The 16,469-nt window shown below is 72.7% G+C and carries 15 protein-coding genes; 7 read left to right on the top strand and 8 right to left on the bottom strand.

The window, feature by feature from the left end; translation table 11 throughout:
* Positions 1–200 precede the first annotated feature (200 nt).
* A complete protein-coding gene (locus ACFY0I_RS04005) occupies positions 201–1,793 on the top strand; it encodes a D-alanyl-D-alanine carboxypeptidase/D-alanyl-D-alanine-endopeptidase (RefSeq protein ID WP_388889788.1) in 1,593 nt (530 codons plus the stop codon).
* A 302-nt stretch (positions 1,794–2,095) separates the two neighbouring features.
* On the opposite strand, the gene ACFY0I_RS04010 is transcribed toward ACFY0I_RS04005, so the two are convergent.
* Both ACFY0I_RS04010 and ACFY0I_RS04015 read right to left on the bottom strand, forming a co-directional pair.
* Positions 2,096–2,689 carry a toxin-antitoxin system, toxin component gene (locus ACFY0I_RS04010; RefSeq protein WP_388889790.1) on the bottom strand — a complete coding sequence of 198 codons (594 nt, stop codon included), beginning with the start codon at positions 2,687–2,689 and terminating at the stop codon, positions 2,096–2,098.
* Between the two features lie 318 nt (positions 2,690–3,007).
* The gene (locus tag ACFY0I_RS04015) at positions 3,008–4,840 is read right to left on the bottom strand and encodes a glycoside hydrolase family 15 protein (RefSeq protein ID WP_388889792.1); all 1,833 of its coding nucleotides are present in this window, start codon (positions 4,838–4,840) and stop codon (positions 3,008–3,010) included.
* A 248-nt stretch (positions 4,841–5,088) separates the two neighbouring features.
* Between ACFY0I_RS04015 and ACFY0I_RS04020 the strand changes: the two genes are divergently transcribed.
* Entirely contained in the window at positions 5,089–6,531 is a 1,443-nt protein-coding gene (locus ACFY0I_RS04020) for an amidase (RefSeq protein WP_388889794.1), read from the top strand.
* A gap of 18 nt (positions 6,532–6,549) precedes the next feature.
* Here the strand turns inward: ACFY0I_RS04020 and ACFY0I_RS04025 are convergent, their stop codons facing one another.
* Positions 6,550–7,254: a DUF4230 domain-containing protein gene (locus tag ACFY0I_RS04025; RefSeq protein ID WP_388889796.1), complete on the bottom strand. Its 705-nt coding sequence runs from the start codon at positions 7,252–7,254 to the stop codon at positions 6,550–6,552.
* Between the two features lie 112 nt (positions 7,255–7,366).
* On the opposite strand from ACFY0I_RS04025, the gene ACFY0I_RS04030 reads away from it, so the two are divergent.
* The 3 genes from ACFY0I_RS04030 to ACFY0I_RS04040 all read left to right on the top strand — a co-directional run bounded on the left by ACFY0I_RS04030 (position 7,367) and on the right by ACFY0I_RS04040 (position 10,336).
* Complete coding sequence (locus ACFY0I_RS04030) at positions 7,367–8,107, top strand: VanZ family protein (RefSeq protein WP_388889798.1); 741 nt, start codon at positions 7,367–7,369, stop codon at positions 8,105–8,107.
* A 208-nt stretch (positions 8,108–8,315) separates the two neighbouring features.
* Positions 8,316–8,909, top strand: a complete 594-nt coding sequence (locus ACFY0I_RS04035; RefSeq protein WP_388890650.1) for a TetR family transcriptional regulator — start codon at positions 8,316–8,318, stop codon at positions 8,907–8,909.
* 71 nt (positions 8,910–8,980) lie between these two features.
* A complete protein-coding gene (locus ACFY0I_RS04040) occupies positions 8,981–10,336 on the top strand; it encodes a radical SAM protein (RefSeq protein ID WP_388889801.1) in 1,356 nt (451 codons plus the stop codon).
* A 69-nt stretch (positions 10,337–10,405) separates the two neighbouring features.
* On the opposite strand, the gene ACFY0I_RS04045 is transcribed toward ACFY0I_RS04040, so the two are convergent.
* The 3 genes from ACFY0I_RS04045 to ACFY0I_RS04055 all read right to left on the bottom strand — a co-directional run bounded on the left by ACFY0I_RS04045 (position 10,406) and on the right by ACFY0I_RS04055 (position 13,497).
* Entirely contained in the window at positions 10,406–12,130 is a 1,725-nt protein-coding gene (locus ACFY0I_RS04045; protein WP_388889803.1) for an acyl-CoA dehydrogenase family protein, read from the bottom strand.
* A gap of 80 nt (positions 12,131–12,210) precedes the next feature.
* On the bottom strand, positions 12,211–12,768 hold the full coding sequence (locus ACFY0I_RS04050) for a PadR family transcriptional regulator (RefSeq protein ID WP_388889806.1): 558 nt from the start codon (positions 12,766–12,768) through the stop codon (positions 12,211–12,213).
* Positions 12,769–12,894: 126 nt separating this feature from the next.
* Complete coding sequence (locus ACFY0I_RS04055) at positions 12,895–13,497, bottom strand: hypothetical protein (RefSeq protein ID WP_388889809.1); 603 nt, start codon at positions 13,495–13,497, stop codon at positions 12,895–12,897.
* 213 nt (positions 13,498–13,710) lie between these two features.
* On the opposite strand from ACFY0I_RS04055, the gene ACFY0I_RS04060 reads away from it, so the two are divergent.
* Positions 13,711–14,166 (top strand): hypothetical protein, encoded by a 456-nt coding sequence (locus ACFY0I_RS04060; RefSeq protein ID WP_388889811.1) that lies wholly within the window; start codon positions 13,711–13,713, stop codon positions 14,164–14,166.
* A 14-nt stretch (positions 14,167–14,180) separates the two neighbouring features.
* On the opposite strand, the gene ACFY0I_RS04065 is transcribed toward ACFY0I_RS04060, so the two are convergent.
* On the bottom strand, positions 14,181–14,846 hold the full coding sequence (locus tag ACFY0I_RS04065) for a response regulator (RefSeq protein WP_388889814.1): 666 nt from the start codon (positions 14,844–14,846) through the stop codon (positions 14,181–14,183).
* A complete protein-coding gene (locus ACFY0I_RS04070) occupies positions 14,843–16,090 on the bottom strand; it encodes a sensor histidine kinase (RefSeq protein WP_388889817.1) in 1,248 nt (415 codons plus the stop codon). Before ACFY0I_RS04070 ends, ACFY0I_RS04065 begins: the two co-directional genes overlap by 4 nt.
* Before the next feature lie 203 nt (positions 16,091–16,293).
* Here ACFY0I_RS04070 and ACFY0I_RS04075 point away from each other — a divergent pair, with 203 nt between their 5' ends.
* Entirely contained in the window at positions 16,294–16,449 is a 156-nt protein-coding gene (locus ACFY0I_RS04075; RefSeq protein WP_388889821.1) for a hypothetical protein, read from the top strand.
* The last annotated feature ends 20 nt before the right edge of the window (positions 16,450–16,469 follow it).

Raw genomic sequence — 16,469 nt, forward strand, 5'->3', positions numbered from 1 at the left:
CCCGGGCGGGGTGCGCGTCGCGGGCGGGCGTGCCAGGCTGGTCTGATCCCGGGGGTCGGTCCGGCCCGCGGTGCGGCCGGATTCCGTCGAGACGAACGGGGCGTGCCGTGATGGCAGGAACAGACTCCCGATCCCGGGAAGAAGGCTCACGCGCCGGCGCAGGGACCCGGGCAGCGGGCTCCCGGTCGCTGCGCCGGCGCGTGGCCGCCGGCTGCTCGGCCCTGCTGCTCGCCGCCCTGACCTCGGGTGCGGCGTCGGGGCCGACCTCACCGACCCCGACCCCTTCGCCGTCCGCGGAGCGCGGCGCGGACCCCCTCGACCCCCGCATCACGGACATCATGCGCAAGCCCGAGTACCGCAACGCGCAGTGGGGTCTCCTCCAGGTCGAGGCGGGCAGTGGCCGGGTGGTGCGCGACATGTTCCCGGACCAGGTCTTCATCCCGGGCTCCACGGCGAAGTTGTTCAGCGTGTCCGGGCCGTGGCAGACCCTGGGCGCCGGGCACCGCTTCGAGACGCCCGTCCACGCGGTGGGCGAGCGCGACGGCGCCACGTTGGACGGGAACCTCGCCATGGTCGCCCAGGGTGACCTGACCATGGGCGGCAGGACCCGCCCCGACGGCACGGTGGCGTTCACCGACCTCGACCACACCTACGCCAACGACGTCCCCGGCGCCACGCTCACCCCCGAGAACCCCCTGGCGGGGATCGACGGACTGGCCCGGCAGGTGCGGGACGCGGGGATCACCCGGGTCGAGGGGGACGTGGTCGTCGACAGTCGGCTCTTCGCGCCGGACCCGACCCTCGACCCCACGCCGACCCCGATGATCATCAACGACAACCTGATCGACCTGCTGACCACCCCCGGGGACCGCCCGGACGCCCCCGCCCGGCTGGACTGGCGGCCGAAGGTCGCCCCGTACCGTGTGACGTCGACGGTACGGACGGTGCCGGCGGGCGAAGCGGGTTCCATCGACGTGACGGCCTCGGAGAACGGCACCCGGATTCGGTTGTCCGGCACGATCGCGGTGGGCGCCGCGCCGGTGCTGCGGGTCTCCCCCGTCGCCGACCCGGCGGCGTTCGGGCGCAGCGCGCTGATCGAGGCGCTCGGGCGGGCCGGGGTACGGGTCACGGCGGACGCGGCCGGGCCCAACCCGGTGGCGGCGCTGCCCCGGACGTACGAGGGGAGCCCACGGGTGGCGGTGTACACGTCGCCGCCCTACGCGGACTACGCCGAGCTCATCCTGAAGGTCAGCCACAATCTGGGCGCCAACCTCGGGATCTGCCTGATGGCGGTCCAGACCGGGAGCCACGCCTGCATGGACGGATTCCCGGTCCTGGCGAAGTTCCTCGACGGGGCGAACGTGGACCGCGAGCAGGTGCAGTTGCTCGACGGCCGGGGCGGGAACCCCGTCGACCGGGCGACGCCGCGGGCGGAGATCCAGATGCTGACGTACTGGATGGGTACCCCGGACGCGCGGCGCTTCCGGGAGGCGCTGCCGATCCTCGGCGTCGACGGGCTGCTCGCCACCAACTGCCGGGACTGCCCGGCCCGCGGCAAGGTGTTCGCCAAGACCGGGGCCGCCGTCGGGTACGACGCGCTCAACGACCGGTTGGGCGTGGGTGCGATGACCATCGCCGGCTACCTGGACCGGGGCGACGGCCGGTTCGACGTGTTCTACGCGGGCGTCACCGGGGCCGCCACGCCGACCCCCGACCCGAGCGGGATCCTGAGCGTCGCCAACGACATCGCGATGATCGCCGCCTACCTCCAGGAAGGGGTGAGGGGCCGGTGAGCGGGTGCGGGGCCGGGTCGCGGCGGTCGTCGGCGGGCCGCCGCGCGGTGATCCGGTGATACGGGGAGCGCGAGTCCCGTGACACCTGGGCCCGGGCCGGGGCGGCGATGACGGCGACGGGGCTCGCGGACGACGCGGCGATCGAGGCGGCGGCCCGCTACCTCGACTCCCCCGGCTGCGCGGACCACTCCCCCGGGCCGATCACGGCCCGGGGCCACCGCCCGGGTCGACCGGCGGGTCGGACCCACCGGGCCGCGGGGACGCCTGTGGCCGCGGGCGGGTGGAGGCCCGGGACGGACCGTTCAACCCCGCCTGGCGTGGTGGCCCAGGACGGCTTCGATCCTGCCGGAGGTGGTACCCCGATCGCGGGAGCGTGGCAGGGGTTCGCGCAGCAGGTGCCTTACGGCGTTGGCCAGTTCGAGGCCGTACCGCTCCGCGGCCTGCTCCTCGCGCTCGTGCTTCCTCGCCGCGGTCCCGTCCGGTTGCCGGAGGGCGGGGCTGTGGCGTGCGGCGATCGCCATGGCGGATGCGACGACGTCCTGGAGGTCGGAGTCGTGGCGCAGCAGGCGGGCGGCCACGACGCCCTCGGTGACGTGCTGGTGGCAGTGGCCGAGTTCCAGGTGCCGGAGTTCGTGTCCGGTGATGATGAGTTGGTGCTCCGGTACGGTCCGCTCCTCCACGACGATGAGGTCCCTCGACCCGAGGTCGAGCGCGAGTCCGCTCGCCGTTCCGGGCGGGAAGGACGTCGTCCGGAATTCGATCTTGCGGTTGCGGCGCTCGCCCATGGCCTCGCAGAGCGCGCGGCAGATCGTCCCGCCCTCCACGGGGGCTTCCAGGTGGGCGATCGCTTCGACCATGGCGCCGATCGACCGTCGCATCTCGCGCTGTCCGAACACCGGTTCCCCCTGTGACGCTGTTCCACGACCCCGCGGCGCCACCCGGCCTGCGCCTCCCGCGTTCGCCCTCGGCCGAGGCCGGAGCGGGCCGACCGCGCGGTCGGCCCGGCTGCCGGCGGAGGAGCTTCGACCACCGGTCCTCCGCACGGCGACGTCGGGCATCGACGCCGGCCCGGCACGAGGGGACGACGGGGGCACGGCTCGCACCCTGCGGTTTCCCGAGACTGCCACATAACGGGCGGGAGTTCCACGGTTGTCCGGCCGACCGGCCGCGCGGTGGCAGGAAATCGCCTGCCCCTCGGGCGGCGCCGGTGCGACTCAGCCGTGTCCGGCCGCCTCGTCGAGCTCGGCGTCGAGGGTGAGGGCGGCGGTGATGAGGGCGAGGTGCGTGAAAGCCTGTGGGAAATTGCCCAGTTGCTCGCCCGTGGGTCCGATCTCCTCGGCGAAGAGCCCGACGTGGTTGGCGTAGGTGAGCATCTTGTCGAAGGCGTAACGGGCCTGCTCCACGCGGCCCGAGCGGGCGAGGGCGTAGACGTACAGGAAGCTGCACAGGGAGAAGGTGCCCTCGGTGCCGCGCAGGCCGTCCGGGGAGGCGGCCGGGTCGTACCGGTAGACGAGGCTGTCGACGACGAGTTCGGCGTCCATGGCCTCCAGGGTGGCGAGCCAGCGGGGGTCCTCGGGGGCGATGAAGCCGACCAGGGGCATCAACAGCAGGGAGGCGTCCAGGACGGTGGTGTCGTAGTGCTGGACGAACGCCCCGCGTTCCTCGCTCCAGCCGCGGGTCATGATCTGCTCCAGGATCGCGTCGCGCGCGGCGGTCCAGCGGGGCAGGTCGGCCGGCCGGGCGTTGGCCATGGCCTGTCGGATGCCCCGGTCGAAGGCGACCCAGCACATGAGGCGGCTGTAGGTGAAGTGCTGCCGGCCGCCCCGGGTCTCCCAGATGCCCTCGTCGGCCCGGTCCCAGTTCTCGCACAGCCAGTCCAGCAGGCCCGCGAAGCGCTTCCAGCCGTCGTAGCCGATCACGTGGGTGATGTGGTCGACCTGGGCCAGGGCGTAGACGGCCTCGCCGTAGATGTCCAGTTGCAGTTGGCCGGCCGCGCCGTTGCCCACGCGCACCGGGGCCGAGCCGCGCCAGCCCTCCAGGTGGCCGAGGAGCTCCTCGGTGAGGTGGGGGTCGCCGTCGACGCGGTACATGATCTGGAGGGGTTCCCCGTTGGGCGCGCCCCCGTCGTAGAGCCGCTGTCCGAGCCAGTTGCGGAAGGCGTCGGCCTCCTCCGCGAAGCCGAGGTCGCGCATGGCGCGTACCGACAGGGAGGCGTCGCGGACCCAGGTGTAGCGGTAGTCCCAGTTGCGCTCGCCGCCCTCCTGCTCGGGCAGGCCCATGGTGGCGGCGGCGATGGGGGCACCGGTGGGGGCGTAGGTGAGCAGTTTGAGGGTGATGGCGGAGCGGTTGACGATCTGCTGCCAGCGACCGCGGTAGGTGCACCGGCCGATCCACGCGTGCCAGAAGGCGTGCACGGCGGCGAACGCCTCGGTCGCGGCGGCCACGGTCGGGGGCTCGGGGGCGTCGCCGCCCGCGTCGCGGACCGTGAAGAGGACGGCGGCGCGTTCGCCCGCGGCAAGGGTGACGTACGCGCGGACGTCGCTCCCCTCGGCCTCCAACGGCACCGGGCCGACGGCCTGGAGGTGCGCGGTGACGTCCGGGCTGTCGAAGCGGGCCCCGGCGACGGCGTCCAGGGTCAGGGTGTGGGGGGACCGGCCGTAGTCGAAGCGGGGGCGGCACTCCAGGGCGAAGCGCACGACGCCGCGCACCACGCGCATCACGCGGACCACCTGGTGGCGGTCGGTGGCGGTGTGCTCCCCGCTGACGGGCATGAAGTCGATGACCTCGCCGACGCCGTCGGCCGTGAGGAACCGGGTGATGAGCACCGCGGTGTCGGCCAGGTAGAGCTGGCGGGTGGTGACGTCGGCGGCGTCGGCGGTGATCGCGAAGTAGCCGCCCCGGTCGTGGTCGAGGAGGCCCGCGAAGACGCTGGGCGAGTCGAAGCGCGGGGAGCAGAACCAGTCCATCACGCCGTCGGACGACACGAGCGCGCAGGTCTGGAGGTCTCCGATCAGGCCGTGCTCGGCGATCGGCGGGTAGCGGCGCATCGGCAGTCTCCTCGGCTGTGGAAGCCGCCCGGCCCGGCGGGGGCGGGGAGGTACCCCACCTCCACCCTGGTGCGTGCCCTGCGGGCGGTCCATCAGGGTGGGCCCTCCGGGTGAGGGTCCGCCCCGGGGCCGTCCGGGAGGGGACGCCCGGCCGCCGGGCGCCGTTATTTCGATGCGACCGCATCGGTTCACCGGATACAGTTCCGATGCAACCGCATCGGAACGAGTACGGAAGACGGGTACGGGTCATGCGTGACGCCCTGTGGAAGATGTCGGCGGGCCGGCAGGCGGCTGCCGTACGGAGCGGGGAGGTATCGGCCGCGGAGCTGGTCGAGAGCCACCTGGAGCGCATCGCCGCGGTCAACCCCGCGGTGAACGCGGTGACCCGGCTCATCGCCGACCGGGCGCGCGCGGCAGCGGCGCGCACCGACCTCGCCCGGGCCGCCGGCGAGGCGCTCGGGCCGCTCGCGGGGGTGCCCTTCACGGTCAAGGAGAGCACCCCGGTCGAGGGCGTGCCCACCACCTTCGGCGTCCCCCGCTTCCGCGGCCTGGTGGCGACGGCCGACGCCCCGCCGGTGGCCCGGCTGCGCGCCGCCGGGGCCATTGCGATCGGGCACTCCAACGTGCCCACCCTGATCCTGGCCGGGATGCACACCCGCAGCGAGCTGTTCGGCGACACCGTCAATCCGTGGAACGCCGACGTGACCCCGGGCGGCAGCAGTGGAGGCGACGCCGTGGCGGTCGCCACGGGCATGGCCGCCCTCGGCCTCGGCAACGACTCCGGCGGTTCGATCCGCGTTCCGGCCCAGTTCTGCGGCGTCGCGGGGCTGAAGCCGACCACGGGACGGTTCCCGGCGGACCACCGCGTCCTCGGCCCCGACGATCCGGGACCGGCCTCCCAGATGCTGGTCACCGACGGCCCACTGGCCCGGAGCGTGGCCGACCTGCGGTTGGCGTACGAGGTCCTGGCGGGCACGGATCCGCGCGACCCCCGGGCCGTGCCGGTCCCGCTGTACGGCGGCGCCCTGTCGGAGCCGGTGAAGGTGGCCGTGGTGACGGATCCCGGCGCGCTCGGCGTGCACCCCGCGGTCCGCTCGGCCGTGGAGGCCGCCGCCGCGGCGCTCCGGGACGCCGGGTACGAGGTGTGCGAGGTGGCGGACGTACCGCGACTGGAGGAGGCCCTCGACGCCTACGGCCGGATCACCATGACGGAATTCGCCCCGTCCTGGCCGGCGGTGCGCACGCTGCTCGGCGAGGGCGGCGACCGGTACATCGCGATGGCGATGGAGCGGACCCCGCCCGCGAACGCGCAGGAGCTCGTCCGGCTGATGGGCACCTGGATGAACATCCGGCGCTCCTGGGCGGAGTTCCTCGACTCCTACCCCTTGCTGCTGGGGCCGTCGTTCACCGAGCCACCCGTCGAACCGGGCCTGGAGTCGCGCGACCGGGCGGGCCGGGACCGGGCCGCGGCGGGGATGCGGCTGTGCACCGTGACCAGCTTCGTGGGCGTGCCCGCCGTGGCCGTGCCGACCGGTGTCACGGACGGTCTGCCGTGCGGCGTGCAGATCGTGGGGCGGGCCTTCCGGGAGGACCTGTGCCTGGAGGCGGCGCAGGCGGTCGAGGACCGCCTCGGGGTCTTCACGCCGATCGACCCGCGCGGCGTCGGTCGGGACCGTCGAAACCCCCGGTGAGGCCCCGGCCGGCGGCGCTCACGCGTAGGAGATGGAGACCTTCTCGAAGCCCAGCGAGCGCAGCAGGCCTTCCAGGATCGCCGTGGTGTTCCGCTCGGCCCGCTGGGTGAGGCCGCCGGCGCGGGCCGCCTCGTCGATCCGCTGCACCGCGACCTTCTGGACGGCCTGTTCGCCGGACGGGTTGTCCGAGAACAGGTCGCCGAGCCGGTCCAGCAGGCCCCGCTGCTTGGACACCGCGTACGAGCGGTTCGGGTCCAGCGCGGGCGTCCCGAGGGCGGCGTGGGGCAGTTTCAGCGTCACGGCGGTCCGGTCCGCGTCGACGGCCACGGCCCCTTCGTCGAGTCCGCCCAGTTCCACGAAGGCGGAGACGGAGCCGGCGCCGACGTACAGGGTGCGGGTTCCGCGTACGGCGTCCGGGAGGAAGGGGGCGTCGTGCTCCAGGTCCACCACGACCTGGTAGTCGCCCGCCGCGCCCTCCAACCGGCTCATGTCGCGCAGGGAGCTGAGGACGGCCGGGCCGGTCCGGTCGTGCGTCCGCGTGCCGAAGAGGTCGCCCAGGCCGGGCAGCTGCAGGAGCCGGCCGGCGACCAGGAGCAGGACGGCGACGGCCGCCAGGGCTACGGCGGCCTGTACCGCCCGGCGTCTGCGCCCCCGCCGCGCGTGCGGTCCGGCGGACGGCGCGGGGTCGTTCGCTTTGGTCTCCATGCGGACCGGATGCCCCATCAATTCATGGTCATCCATGTCATGTTCAGGCCGGTCGCCGCGGGCGGGCGTGGACGCCCCCCGGCGGGGTACACGGCCCGCCAGCAACCGTAGGGTTCCCGAGGGAGTGACCATGCACGAGCCGAAGAACGCCGCCGAGCCCCGCCGCAGGGCCTGGCCGCGCAGGCAGTCGTCCGTCCCGCCGGAGCCGCGGCGGCCGCCCACCCACCCGGCGGTGCGCGTCCTGGCGATGCTGGGCGCCTTCGTGGGGACGGTGCTCTTCAGCATCGCCCTGGCCCGCGTCACCCTGGAGCCGTCGGCGGCCTCCGCGGCCCTCGTGCACAGCAACGTCCACCCGGGCGCGTCGATCGAGGCCTACCTGGAGGGAGCGTCGGTCAAGGACGCGGTGAAGCAGCTCGGCGGCAACATCCTGCTGGGCGTGCCGTTCGGGGTGCTGCTGCCCGTGCTCCTGCCGCAGGCGCGGGGGCTGCTGCGGGTGGCGCTGACGACGGCCGTGGTGATGACGCTCGTCGAGCTGATCCAGGGGGCCCTCGTCACGGGGCGCGCCTTCGACGTGGACGACGTCATCCTCAACACCTCGGGAGCCCTGCTCGGCTACCTCTTCCTCGGCCGCCGCATGGGCCGCGCCGTGCACCCGCGCCGCCACCACTGGTGGCACCGCAAGCCGCGCCCGACCGCGGAGCGGCAGCCGACCCCGGACCAGCCGGCCACGGCCGTCGACGTCGACGTCGACACCAAGAGGCTCCCCCGTACCGACACCGGCTCGGCGGCGGCCGACACCCGCACCGGTGCGCGGAGTCTGGTCGACCGGTGGATGAAGCGGGAGCCGCGCACGCGCACCGCGCGTCCGTGAGCCCCGCCGACAGCTCCCACGGGCGGCGGCCGGTCTCCCGGTCGGCCGCCGGTGGAGTTCGTGTCCGGCGCCTGATCGGCGGTCCGGCGCCGCTGGGATTTCATGCGGCGCGAGCTGCTGACGTTGGCACTCGATGCCAGGACGCGCCCGAGTGCCTTCGGAGGCATCGCGTTACGATGGGCCGGTGATCGCCCACCCCGCCCTCTCGATGGCCCAGCGCAAACGTCGGCTCGTGTCGAACGAGCTGACCGAAGCGGCGCTCCGGTTGCTGGCGCTGAAGGGGTTCGACGTGGTCACCATCGACGAGATCGCGACCACGGCCGGCGTCTCGAAGCGGACATTCTTCCGCTACTTCGCGTCCAAGGAGGACGTGGTCGTCCAGTTCCTGGCCGACATGGGGGCGGGCATCGCAGCCGAGCTCGCGGCCCGCCCGCCCGGGGAGCGGCCCTCGGTGGCGCTGTGGCACGCCGTCTCGGTCCCCCTGGGCGCCTGTGGCGACCACCCCGACCGCGCGCTGCCGGTGGTGCGGCTGATCCTGCGCACCCCGGCCCTGCGCGCCCGCTTCCTGGAGCGGCAGGCCGAGTGGCGCGACGGCCTGGCGGCGGAGCTGGCACGACGCCTGGACCTCGACGCCGGCGCCGATCTCTACCCGCGGCTGGCCGCCGGCATGGCGCTGACCGCCTTCGACACGGCACTGCACCGGTGGAGCGGCGGCGACGGCGAGTCCCGGCAGGACCCGGCCGCGGTGGCCGAGCGGGCCTTCGCGATGATGGCTCCGGCACTGGACGTCCGGACGAACTGAACCGTGCCGACGGGCACCTCGCCCGCCGTCACACCCGCGCGCCCCGGCGCGCGACCTTGGAGGAGTCGGAAATGAAGCAGCACGCAGACGGCACGGACGGCGTCAGCCGCACCGCACTGGTCGAGGACCTGATGGGCCGTTTCCCCCACGTGCCCCGGGAAGCCGTGATCAAGGAAGACCTGCTGCGTGGTGGCATGGCCTTCGACGAGTCCGCGCTCAGCGGCACCGCCGACGGCGGCAGCGGCGACGTCAAACCGAAGTCGTACTTCATCTTCTCCTTCGACCACCGCACGCTGCCGGAGCTGGGCGCCGCCGCCCTCAACCGGCCGCCCGAGGAGATCGTCCTCACCGGCGGCCCGTACGACCTGCGCCGCACCGTCGTTTCCGTACGGGTCAACCCGGACTCCCCGTACGTGGTGCGCGGCGGCGACGACGGCACGCTCGGCCTGTACCTGGACGGCGCGCGGATCGCGGACGTCGGCCTTCCCCCGATGCCGGAGTACTACCGGCACAAGCTGTCGAACGGCAAGTCGGTGATGGAGGTCGCGCCGACCATCCAGTGGGGCTACCTCATCTACCTGACGGTGTTCCGGGTGTGCCAGTACTTCGGCGCCAAGGAGGAGTGCCAGTTCTGCGACATCAACCACAACTGGCGCCAGCACAAGGCGGCGGGTCGCCCCTACACCGGTGTGAAGCCGGTCGAGGAGGTGCTGGAGGCCCTGGAGATCATCGACCGGTACGACACGACCGGCGCGTCCAAGGCCTACACCCTCACGGGAGGCTCGATCACCTCCAAGGTCGCCGGCCGGGACGAGGCCGATTTCTACGGCCACTACGCGAAGGCCATCGAGGAGCGCTTCCCGGGCCGCTGGACCGGCAAGGTCGTCGCCCAGGCCCTGCCCCGCGACGACGTGCAGCGCTTCCACGACTACGGCATCCGCATCTACCACCCCAACTTCGAGGTGTGGGACCGGCGGCTGTTCGAACTGCACTGCCCGGGCAAGGAGCGCTACGTCGGCCGCGACGAATGGCACCGCCGGATCCTGGAGTCCACGGAGGTGTTCGGGCCGCGCAACGTGATCCCCAACTTCGTCGCGGGCATCGAGATGGCCGAGCCCTTCGGCTTCACCAAGGTGAGCGAGGCGATCGAGTCGACCCGCGAGGGCCTGAGGTACTTCATGTCGCACGGCGTCGTGCCGCGCTTCACCACCTGGTGCCCGGAGCCGACGACGCCGCTCGGCAAGGCCAACCCGCTGGGTGCGCCGCTCGAATACCACATCCGGCTGTTGGAGACCTACAGGGCGACGCTGGAGGAGTTCGGCCTCAGCTCCCCTCCCGGCTACGGCCCGGCCGGTCCCGGCCGAGCGGTGTTCTCCGTCAGCTCGTTCATGGACAGCCTGGAAGGGCTGGAGGGCGACCAGGCCTGACGGCCGCCCCGGCCCCGTCACCACGCGCGACGGGGCCGGGGCGGGTCCGGCTCCGGCCGGACCCGCCCGCTACGGCTTCATCTCGTACGCCCCGGACAGTGCCTCGACCCGCGCCCAGACGCGGGCCGAGCGGTCGGCGTCGACGACGGGGCGGCGCACCGCGTCGAGCGCCCACGCCTGCTGCTGCGCGGTGGCGGAGTCCTTGCCGTGCAGTTCGACGGCGTGCGCGGAGAAGTCGCGTACGAGTACGGCGAACAGCTCGTCGAGCACGTCCTCGTCCAGGTCCGTCAGGCGGGCCTGCTCCAGGATCAGCTGGCCGTGGACGACGAGGGCGAACAGTTGGCCCACGGCGAGGAGGAGGTCGAGGTCTCGGCTCTGCGCCTCGTCGGGTGCGGCGGTCGTGACGAACACGCACAGCGCGTCGGCCTGCTCGCGGAAGCGGCCGACGTTCGGCAGGGCCGCGTACGCGTCGAAGGCGGGGCGCCAGTCGTGGAAGCGTACGGAGCCCAGGCCGCGGGCCGGGCCCTGACGGAAGAGGAACTCGTCGTCGGCCGCGTCGAGGCGGGTCGGGACGGGCGCGTACTCGGCCGGCTCCAGCAGGTGGTTGCGCATGAACTTGAGGATCAGGGCGAGGTTGACGTGGACCGTGCCCTCCAGCTTCGGCAGGCCGCGGATCTCGACGGCGGCCTGGGCGAAGTAGGTGTCCTTCTCGAAGCCCTTGGCCGCGATCACGTCCCACATCAGGTCGATGACCTTCTCGCCCTCCGTGGTCACCTTCATCTTCGTCATCGGGTTGAAGAGGAGGTAACGGCGGTCGTCGGGGCCGGCGGAGCGGAAGTAGTCGACGGCCCGGTCGCTGAACAGCTTCATGCCGACGAGGCGGACGTAGGCGTCGGCCAACTCCCGTCGCACGTGCGGGAAGGCGGTGACCGGACGGCCGTACAGGACACGGTTCTGCGCGTGGGTGACGGCCTCGTACATCGCGTGCTCGCAGATGCCGATGGACGCCGTGCAGAGGTTGAACTTGCCCACGTTGACGGTGTTCAGGGCCGCGTCGAAGGCGGCGCGGCCGGTGTGCAGGACGTCGGCGGCGGTGACCGGGTAGTCCTCCAGGCGGAACTCGCTGACGTACTTGGAGGAGTCGACGACGTTCTTCACGAGTGCGTACGCCGGGTGGCGGCTGTCGGCGGCGAAGAACACGTAGCCGTCGGGGCCCTCCACGTCGGTGCGGCGGCCGAAGACGGAAACGAGGCCGGCGGCGTTGCCGTTGCCGATGTAGTACTTGGATCCGGTGGCCAGGAAGCCTCCGTCACCCTGCGGCGTCAGCAGCATGTCGGTGGAATAGATGTCGGCGCCGTGGGTCTTCTCGGACAGGCCGAAGGCGAACACCTCGCCCTCGGAGAGGAGTTCGGCGGCGCGCTCGTGGGCCGCGGCGTTCTCGCTCTGCCAGACCGGGCCGAGGCCGAGGATGGTCACCTGCCACGCGTACCAGTAGTCCAGGCCGTAGAAGCCGAAGATCTCGTTGAGGGCGGCGATCCGCGCGGTGTCCCAGCGCTTGTCGGACTCCTGCGGGCCGGCGGCGGACGCCGGGGTCAGGAAGGTCGCGAAGAGGCCCTCCTTCGCGGAGAAGGCGAGGAAGTCGGCCAGCCAGGCACGGGTGCGGTAGTCCTCGATCAGCCGACGCTTGCCCCGGTCCTCGAACCAGTCGACGGTGGCGCGCAGCAGCCGGCGGGTCTCGGGGTCGAAGTGCGCGGGGTCGTAGGTGCGCGGGTTGAACAGCAGCGGGTCGGTCATCGGTGTGCGCCTTTCGGGTCGGGGGATGGTGTCGGGGCGGGGCCGGCGGCCGCTCCCGGCGGCCTCCGGGGCCGGGCGGGTCAGTGCTCGGCGAGCCGGTGGAGCGTGGCCAGTACGTCCTCCAGCCAGGCGAGCTGCATCCGCTCGTAGGCGATGCCGCCGCGGAGCACCACGTGCTGGAGCTCGCGGCCCGCGTCGGTTCCGGCGGGGGCGTCCGGGCCGGTGAAGTCACGTCGTTCGCCGGCGAGGTAGTGCGTGAGCCGGTCCGCGTGCGCGAGGTGGTGCCGTTCGACCTCGCGGATCAGGGCGGCGGGGTCGTCGTCGAAGGCAGCCCCGCGGATCTTCACGGCGAGTTCGTGCCGGACGCTGTCGGGCTGGATCGGTTCGCAGAGCCAGGCCGAGAGGGCGGCCCGGCCCGCCTCGGCGACGGAGTGCTCCTTCTTGTCCGGTCGGCCCTGCTGGGGCACCTCGCGGACGTCGATCCAGCCGTCGCCCTCCATGCGCTTGAGCACGCGGTAGATCTGCTGGTGCGTCGCGGTCCAGAAGTATCCGATGGACCGGTCGAAGCGACGGGCCAGCTCGTAGCCGGAGCCCGGCTGCTCCAGCAGGGAGACGAGGATCGCGTGCTCAAGGGCCATGCCCCGAATCTTTCTATGCAACTCGTTGCACATACAAGCGCCGGCGCCCCGGTGAGACACGGCTCACGACGACGAGGCCCCCGCCGGTACGCCGGCGGGGGCCTCGAAGGGGGAAGGCGGAGGAACTCAGTAGGAGTTGCGGGACACCTTGAGGATCTTGCACTCGATCTTGTCGGTCGCCTTGGCGGACTGGGCGATCTCGTAGCCGAGCGCGCCGGCCTTGTCGTCGGTGTACTTCTGGCCCGGGGCGAGGTTCTGACCGAGCGAGGTCAGGTCGGCCTTCTTCTGGCCGTTGACGAGGATCTCGCCCTCGACCAGATACGTGAACCGGCGGTCACCGCTGTTGACGTAGTCGACGGCGACGACGAGTTCCTTGATGTCGAATTCGCCCTTCTCCACCTTGCACGCGGTGACCTTCACGTCCTGGGTGATGTCCGCGTCCTTGCCGGTCTTCGGCGCGTCGCCGGGCTTGCCCTGGGCGTCGGGGGCGACCGAGGCGCTGTCGTAGTTCTTGTCCAGCTCCTTGCCCACCTCGTTGGCCGCCTCGCCGACCAGAACGGCGCAACCGCCGAGGAGGAGCAGGCCCAACGCGACGGGGATGCCGCAGCCGAGAGCCACCTTCTTACCGGTGCTCATGCCCTGCTTCGGCGGGGGCGGGAACTGCTGACCGTACGGCTGCTGACCATGGGGCTGGGGAGCGCCGTAACCGGGCTGCGGGGGCGTGGACATGGGTGGACTCCTGGGGACGTGACGACGAGCGGCGCTCAGCTTAAACAAAATGTCAATGTGCGCCATCCCGTACTCGGAGAGTGAGACGGGAGCCCGCGGCGGAGGCTACGGTCCGTCACCCGAACGGACGCGTCCGGGTGTCAGGGGCACGGCGCTCCCTGGAGGCTGGACCTGCGTCCCCTTCGGGCGCTCAGCCCCACGAAGGAGCCTCCCGTGGCACAGCAAACGCCTTCCACCTCCCCCACCGGCGCCCATCGCGACCGGGACATGTACAGCAGCCGGAGCGCGTGGGCTACGAGCGGAACCATGTTCGCCGGCGTCCTGCTCCTCATCGAGGGCGTCCTCGGCGTGATCAAGGGCATCTCGGGCATCGCCAGGGACGACGTCTACTCGCAGGTGGGTGACTACACCTTCAAGTTCGACGTGACGGCCTGGGGATGGATCCACCTGGTCCTCGGCATCGTGCTCGGCGTCGTCGGCGCCGGACTGCTGAAGGGGGCCCTGTGGGCCCGTGCGGTGGGTGTGGTGCTGGCGGCCATCAGCATCGTCCTCAACTTCATGTGGCTGCCCTACACGCCGATCTGGGCCGTCATCTCCATCGCCATCGGTTGCTTCATCATCTGGGCCCTGTGCAACGACGGCGGCCGCGCCCGCCACCCCGGCGCCTGACCTCTCCCGGTCCGCTACGGAGCGCCCGGAACGACCAGACCCGTTTCGTACGCGACGACCACGGCCTGGGCGCGGCTGTCCAGGTCCAGCTTGGTCATGGTCCGGTTGAGGTGGGTCTTGACGGTGGCCTCGCCGATGTACAGCCGCTCGGCGATCTCGGTGTTGGACAGCCCCTTGGCGGCCAGGCGCAGCACCTCCCGTTCGCGGGCGGTCAGGACGTCGAGACCGGCGGGGGTGTCCGGCACCGGGTCGGCGCGGTTGACGTAGGACTCGATCAGCCGGCGGGTGACGCTCGGGGCGAAGAGCATGTCGCCCTCGGCCACGGCCGTGACGGCCTCGATCAGCCGCTCCGGCCCGGTGTCCTTGAGGAGGAACCCGGAGGCGCCGGCGCGCAGGGCGGCGTACACGTACGCGTCGAGGTCGAAGGTCGTCAGGATCAGCACCCGGGGCAGGGGGTCCACCGCCCCGGCCAGGATCCGTTCGGTCGCGGCGGTGCCGTCCAGGCCGGGCATGCGGATGTCCATCAGGATCACGTCCGGCCGGGTACGGACGGCGGCTGCGACCGCGCTCTCCCCGTCCTCGGCCTCGCCCACGACCTCGATGCCGGGCGCCGCCCGGAGCAGCGCCACGAGGCCCGCGCGGATCAGGACCTGGTCGTCGACCACGAGGGTCCGGATCATGCGGGCGGCCCGTCGCGTCGCGGTCCCGGGGAAGGCCCGGCCGCGACCGGGAGGGTGAGGCGCACGCGGAATCCCCCCTCGGTCCGTGGACCGGCTTCGACCGTTCCGCCGTAGAGCTTCGCCCGTTCGCGCATGCCGATCAAGCCGTGTCCGGGTCCCGGCGCAACGTTGGCCGGATCCGGACGGTCCTCGCCTCCCTCGGCGCCGTCGTCGGTGATCGTCACCAGCAGTGCGTGGGGCCGGTAGCAGACGAGGACGGTGACGGCCGCGTGCCGCGCGTGCTTGATCACGTTGGTGAGGGCCTCCTGCACCACCCGGTACGCGCACAGTTCCACGCCGGGCGGCAGCGGCCGGGGCGCGCCGTCCGTCCGCAGGTCGACGGCGACCCCCGCGGCCCGCACCCGCTCCGCCACGTCCCCCAGACCGGCCAGCCCGGGGATCGGGGCGTACGGGGCTCGGCCGGCCTCGCCGTCCTCGATGTCCGCGGCGGAGCGCAACAGGGTGAGGATGCGGCGCAGTTCCCGAAGCGCCTCCTGACTCGTCTCGGATATCGTCCCCAGGGCCGCGCGGGCCTGCTCCGGAGCCGTGGCGAAGACGTAACCGCCCATGCCCGCCTGCACGTTGATCACGGCCATGTGGTGGGCGACGACGTCGTGCAGCTCGCGGGCGATGCGCCGCTGCTCCTCGGACACCGCCTGGCGCTCGCGCCACTCCTGCTCCCGGTGCAACCGGGCGGTCAGGGCGGCCAGTTGCCCGTTCCGTTCGTCGAGGACGCGGGCGCCGTTGCCGAACATCCACACCACGGCCGGCACGCCCAGGGCTTGCACCACCGTGGTGGTCAGGCCGATTTCGGGAACGGCCAGCCCACTCCAGAAGACGACGGCTCCGCACAGCGCGGCGCACGCCGCGGCCGTGCGGGGCGGACGCCGGGCGGCGACCCCGTACAGCGCGGCGGCGGGAGCCCAGAAGTTCAGTGAGGGCTGGTAACCGGCCGCGAGGTAGCAGGCGTAGCCCAGGCAGGAGGCGATCAGCGCGAAGACCGGCGCGGACCTGCGCGCCGCGAGCGGCAGCGCGACGCACGCGGTGAGCAGGTAGGCGGTGGTGTCGAAGGGGGGCCACCCCGCCGGGGTGTACTGCCCGCCGACGACGGCCGCGGCGGCGGTCACGCCCAAGGCCAACGCGGCGTCGGCCAGCCGCGGATCGACGGAGCGGAGCCGGTCCGCCGGCCAGACCCTGAAGCGCATCGGCGCACCTTACGCGGCGGCGCCCCGCACGGTCGTCATACCAGGGGTGGAGCGGATCGGGGTGCGGTACTGACGCAGGGGTTTACCGCCGGGGTCCACTGCGCGGTTGACGCCCCGGGCCGGCATCCGGGAGACCGTACAGAGGTCCGAACGCACGCCGCCCGGCGTGCGGATGACTTCACCGGTCACCACAGGGGGATCACGTGCGGATCAACAAGCGGATGGGCGTCCTGACGGCGGGCGTCGTCATGTCGGCGGGCCTCGGACTCACCGGTACGGCGGCGCAGGCGGCGGCCACCTCGACGACCGGCGGGGCTTCGGCGACGGCCTGCTCGACGTCGAACGCCGGCTGGTACTGAGACTCCGGCCGCGCGGTCGC

Origin of the sequence: Streptomyces sp. NPDC001568 (assembly GCF_042893755.1) — a bacterium.
GTDB lineage: Bacteria > Actinomycetota > Actinomycetes > Streptomycetales > Streptomycetaceae > Streptomyces.

What these genes read in the sequence shown, in the direction of transcription:
- ACFY0I_RS04045 (WP_388889803.1), bottom strand. Translation starts at nt 12,130, where the DNA reads ATGACCGACCCGCTGCTGTTCAACCCGCGCACCTACGACCCCGCGCAC.
- ACFY0I_RS04015 (WP_388889792.1), bottom strand. Translation starts at nt 4,840, where the DNA reads ATGCGCCGCTACCCGCCGATCGCCGAGCACGGCCTGATCGGAGACCTC.
- ACFY0I_RS04070 (WP_388889817.1), bottom strand. Translation starts at nt 16,090, where the DNA reads ATGCGCTTCAGGGTCTGGCCGGCGGACCGGCTCCGCTCCGTCGATCCG.
- ACFY0I_RS04030 (WP_388889798.1), top strand. Translation starts at nt 7,367, where the DNA reads ATGCACGAGCCGAAGAACGCCGCCGAGCCCCGCCGCAGGGCCTGGCCG.
- ACFY0I_RS04035 (WP_388890650.1), top strand. Translation starts at nt 8,316, where the DNA reads ATGGCCCAGCGCAAACGTCGGCTCGTGTCGAACGAGCTGACCGAAGCG.
- ACFY0I_RS04025 (WP_388889796.1), bottom strand. Translation starts at nt 7,254, where the DNA reads ATGGGGCATCCGGTCCGCATGGAGACCAAAGCGAACGACCCCGCGCCG.
- ACFY0I_RS04040 (WP_388889801.1), top strand. Translation starts at nt 8,981, where the DNA reads ATGAAGCAGCACGCAGACGGCACGGACGGCGTCAGCCGCACCGCACTG.
- ACFY0I_RS04020 (WP_388889794.1), top strand. Translation starts at nt 5,089, where the DNA reads ATGCGTGACGCCCTGTGGAAGATGTCGGCGGGCCGGCAGGCGGCTGCC.
- ACFY0I_RS04050 (WP_388889806.1), bottom strand. Translation starts at nt 12,768, where the DNA reads ATGGCCCTTGAGCACGCGATCCTCGTCTCCCTGCTGGAGCAGCCGGGC.
- ACFY0I_RS04065 (WP_388889814.1), bottom strand. Translation starts at nt 14,846, where the DNA reads ATGATCCGGACCCTCGTGGTCGACGACCAGGTCCTGATCCGCGCGGGC.
- ACFY0I_RS04055 (WP_388889809.1), bottom strand. Translation starts at nt 13,497, where the DNA reads ATGTCCACGCCCCCGCAGCCCGGTTACGGCGCTCCCCAGCCCCATGGT.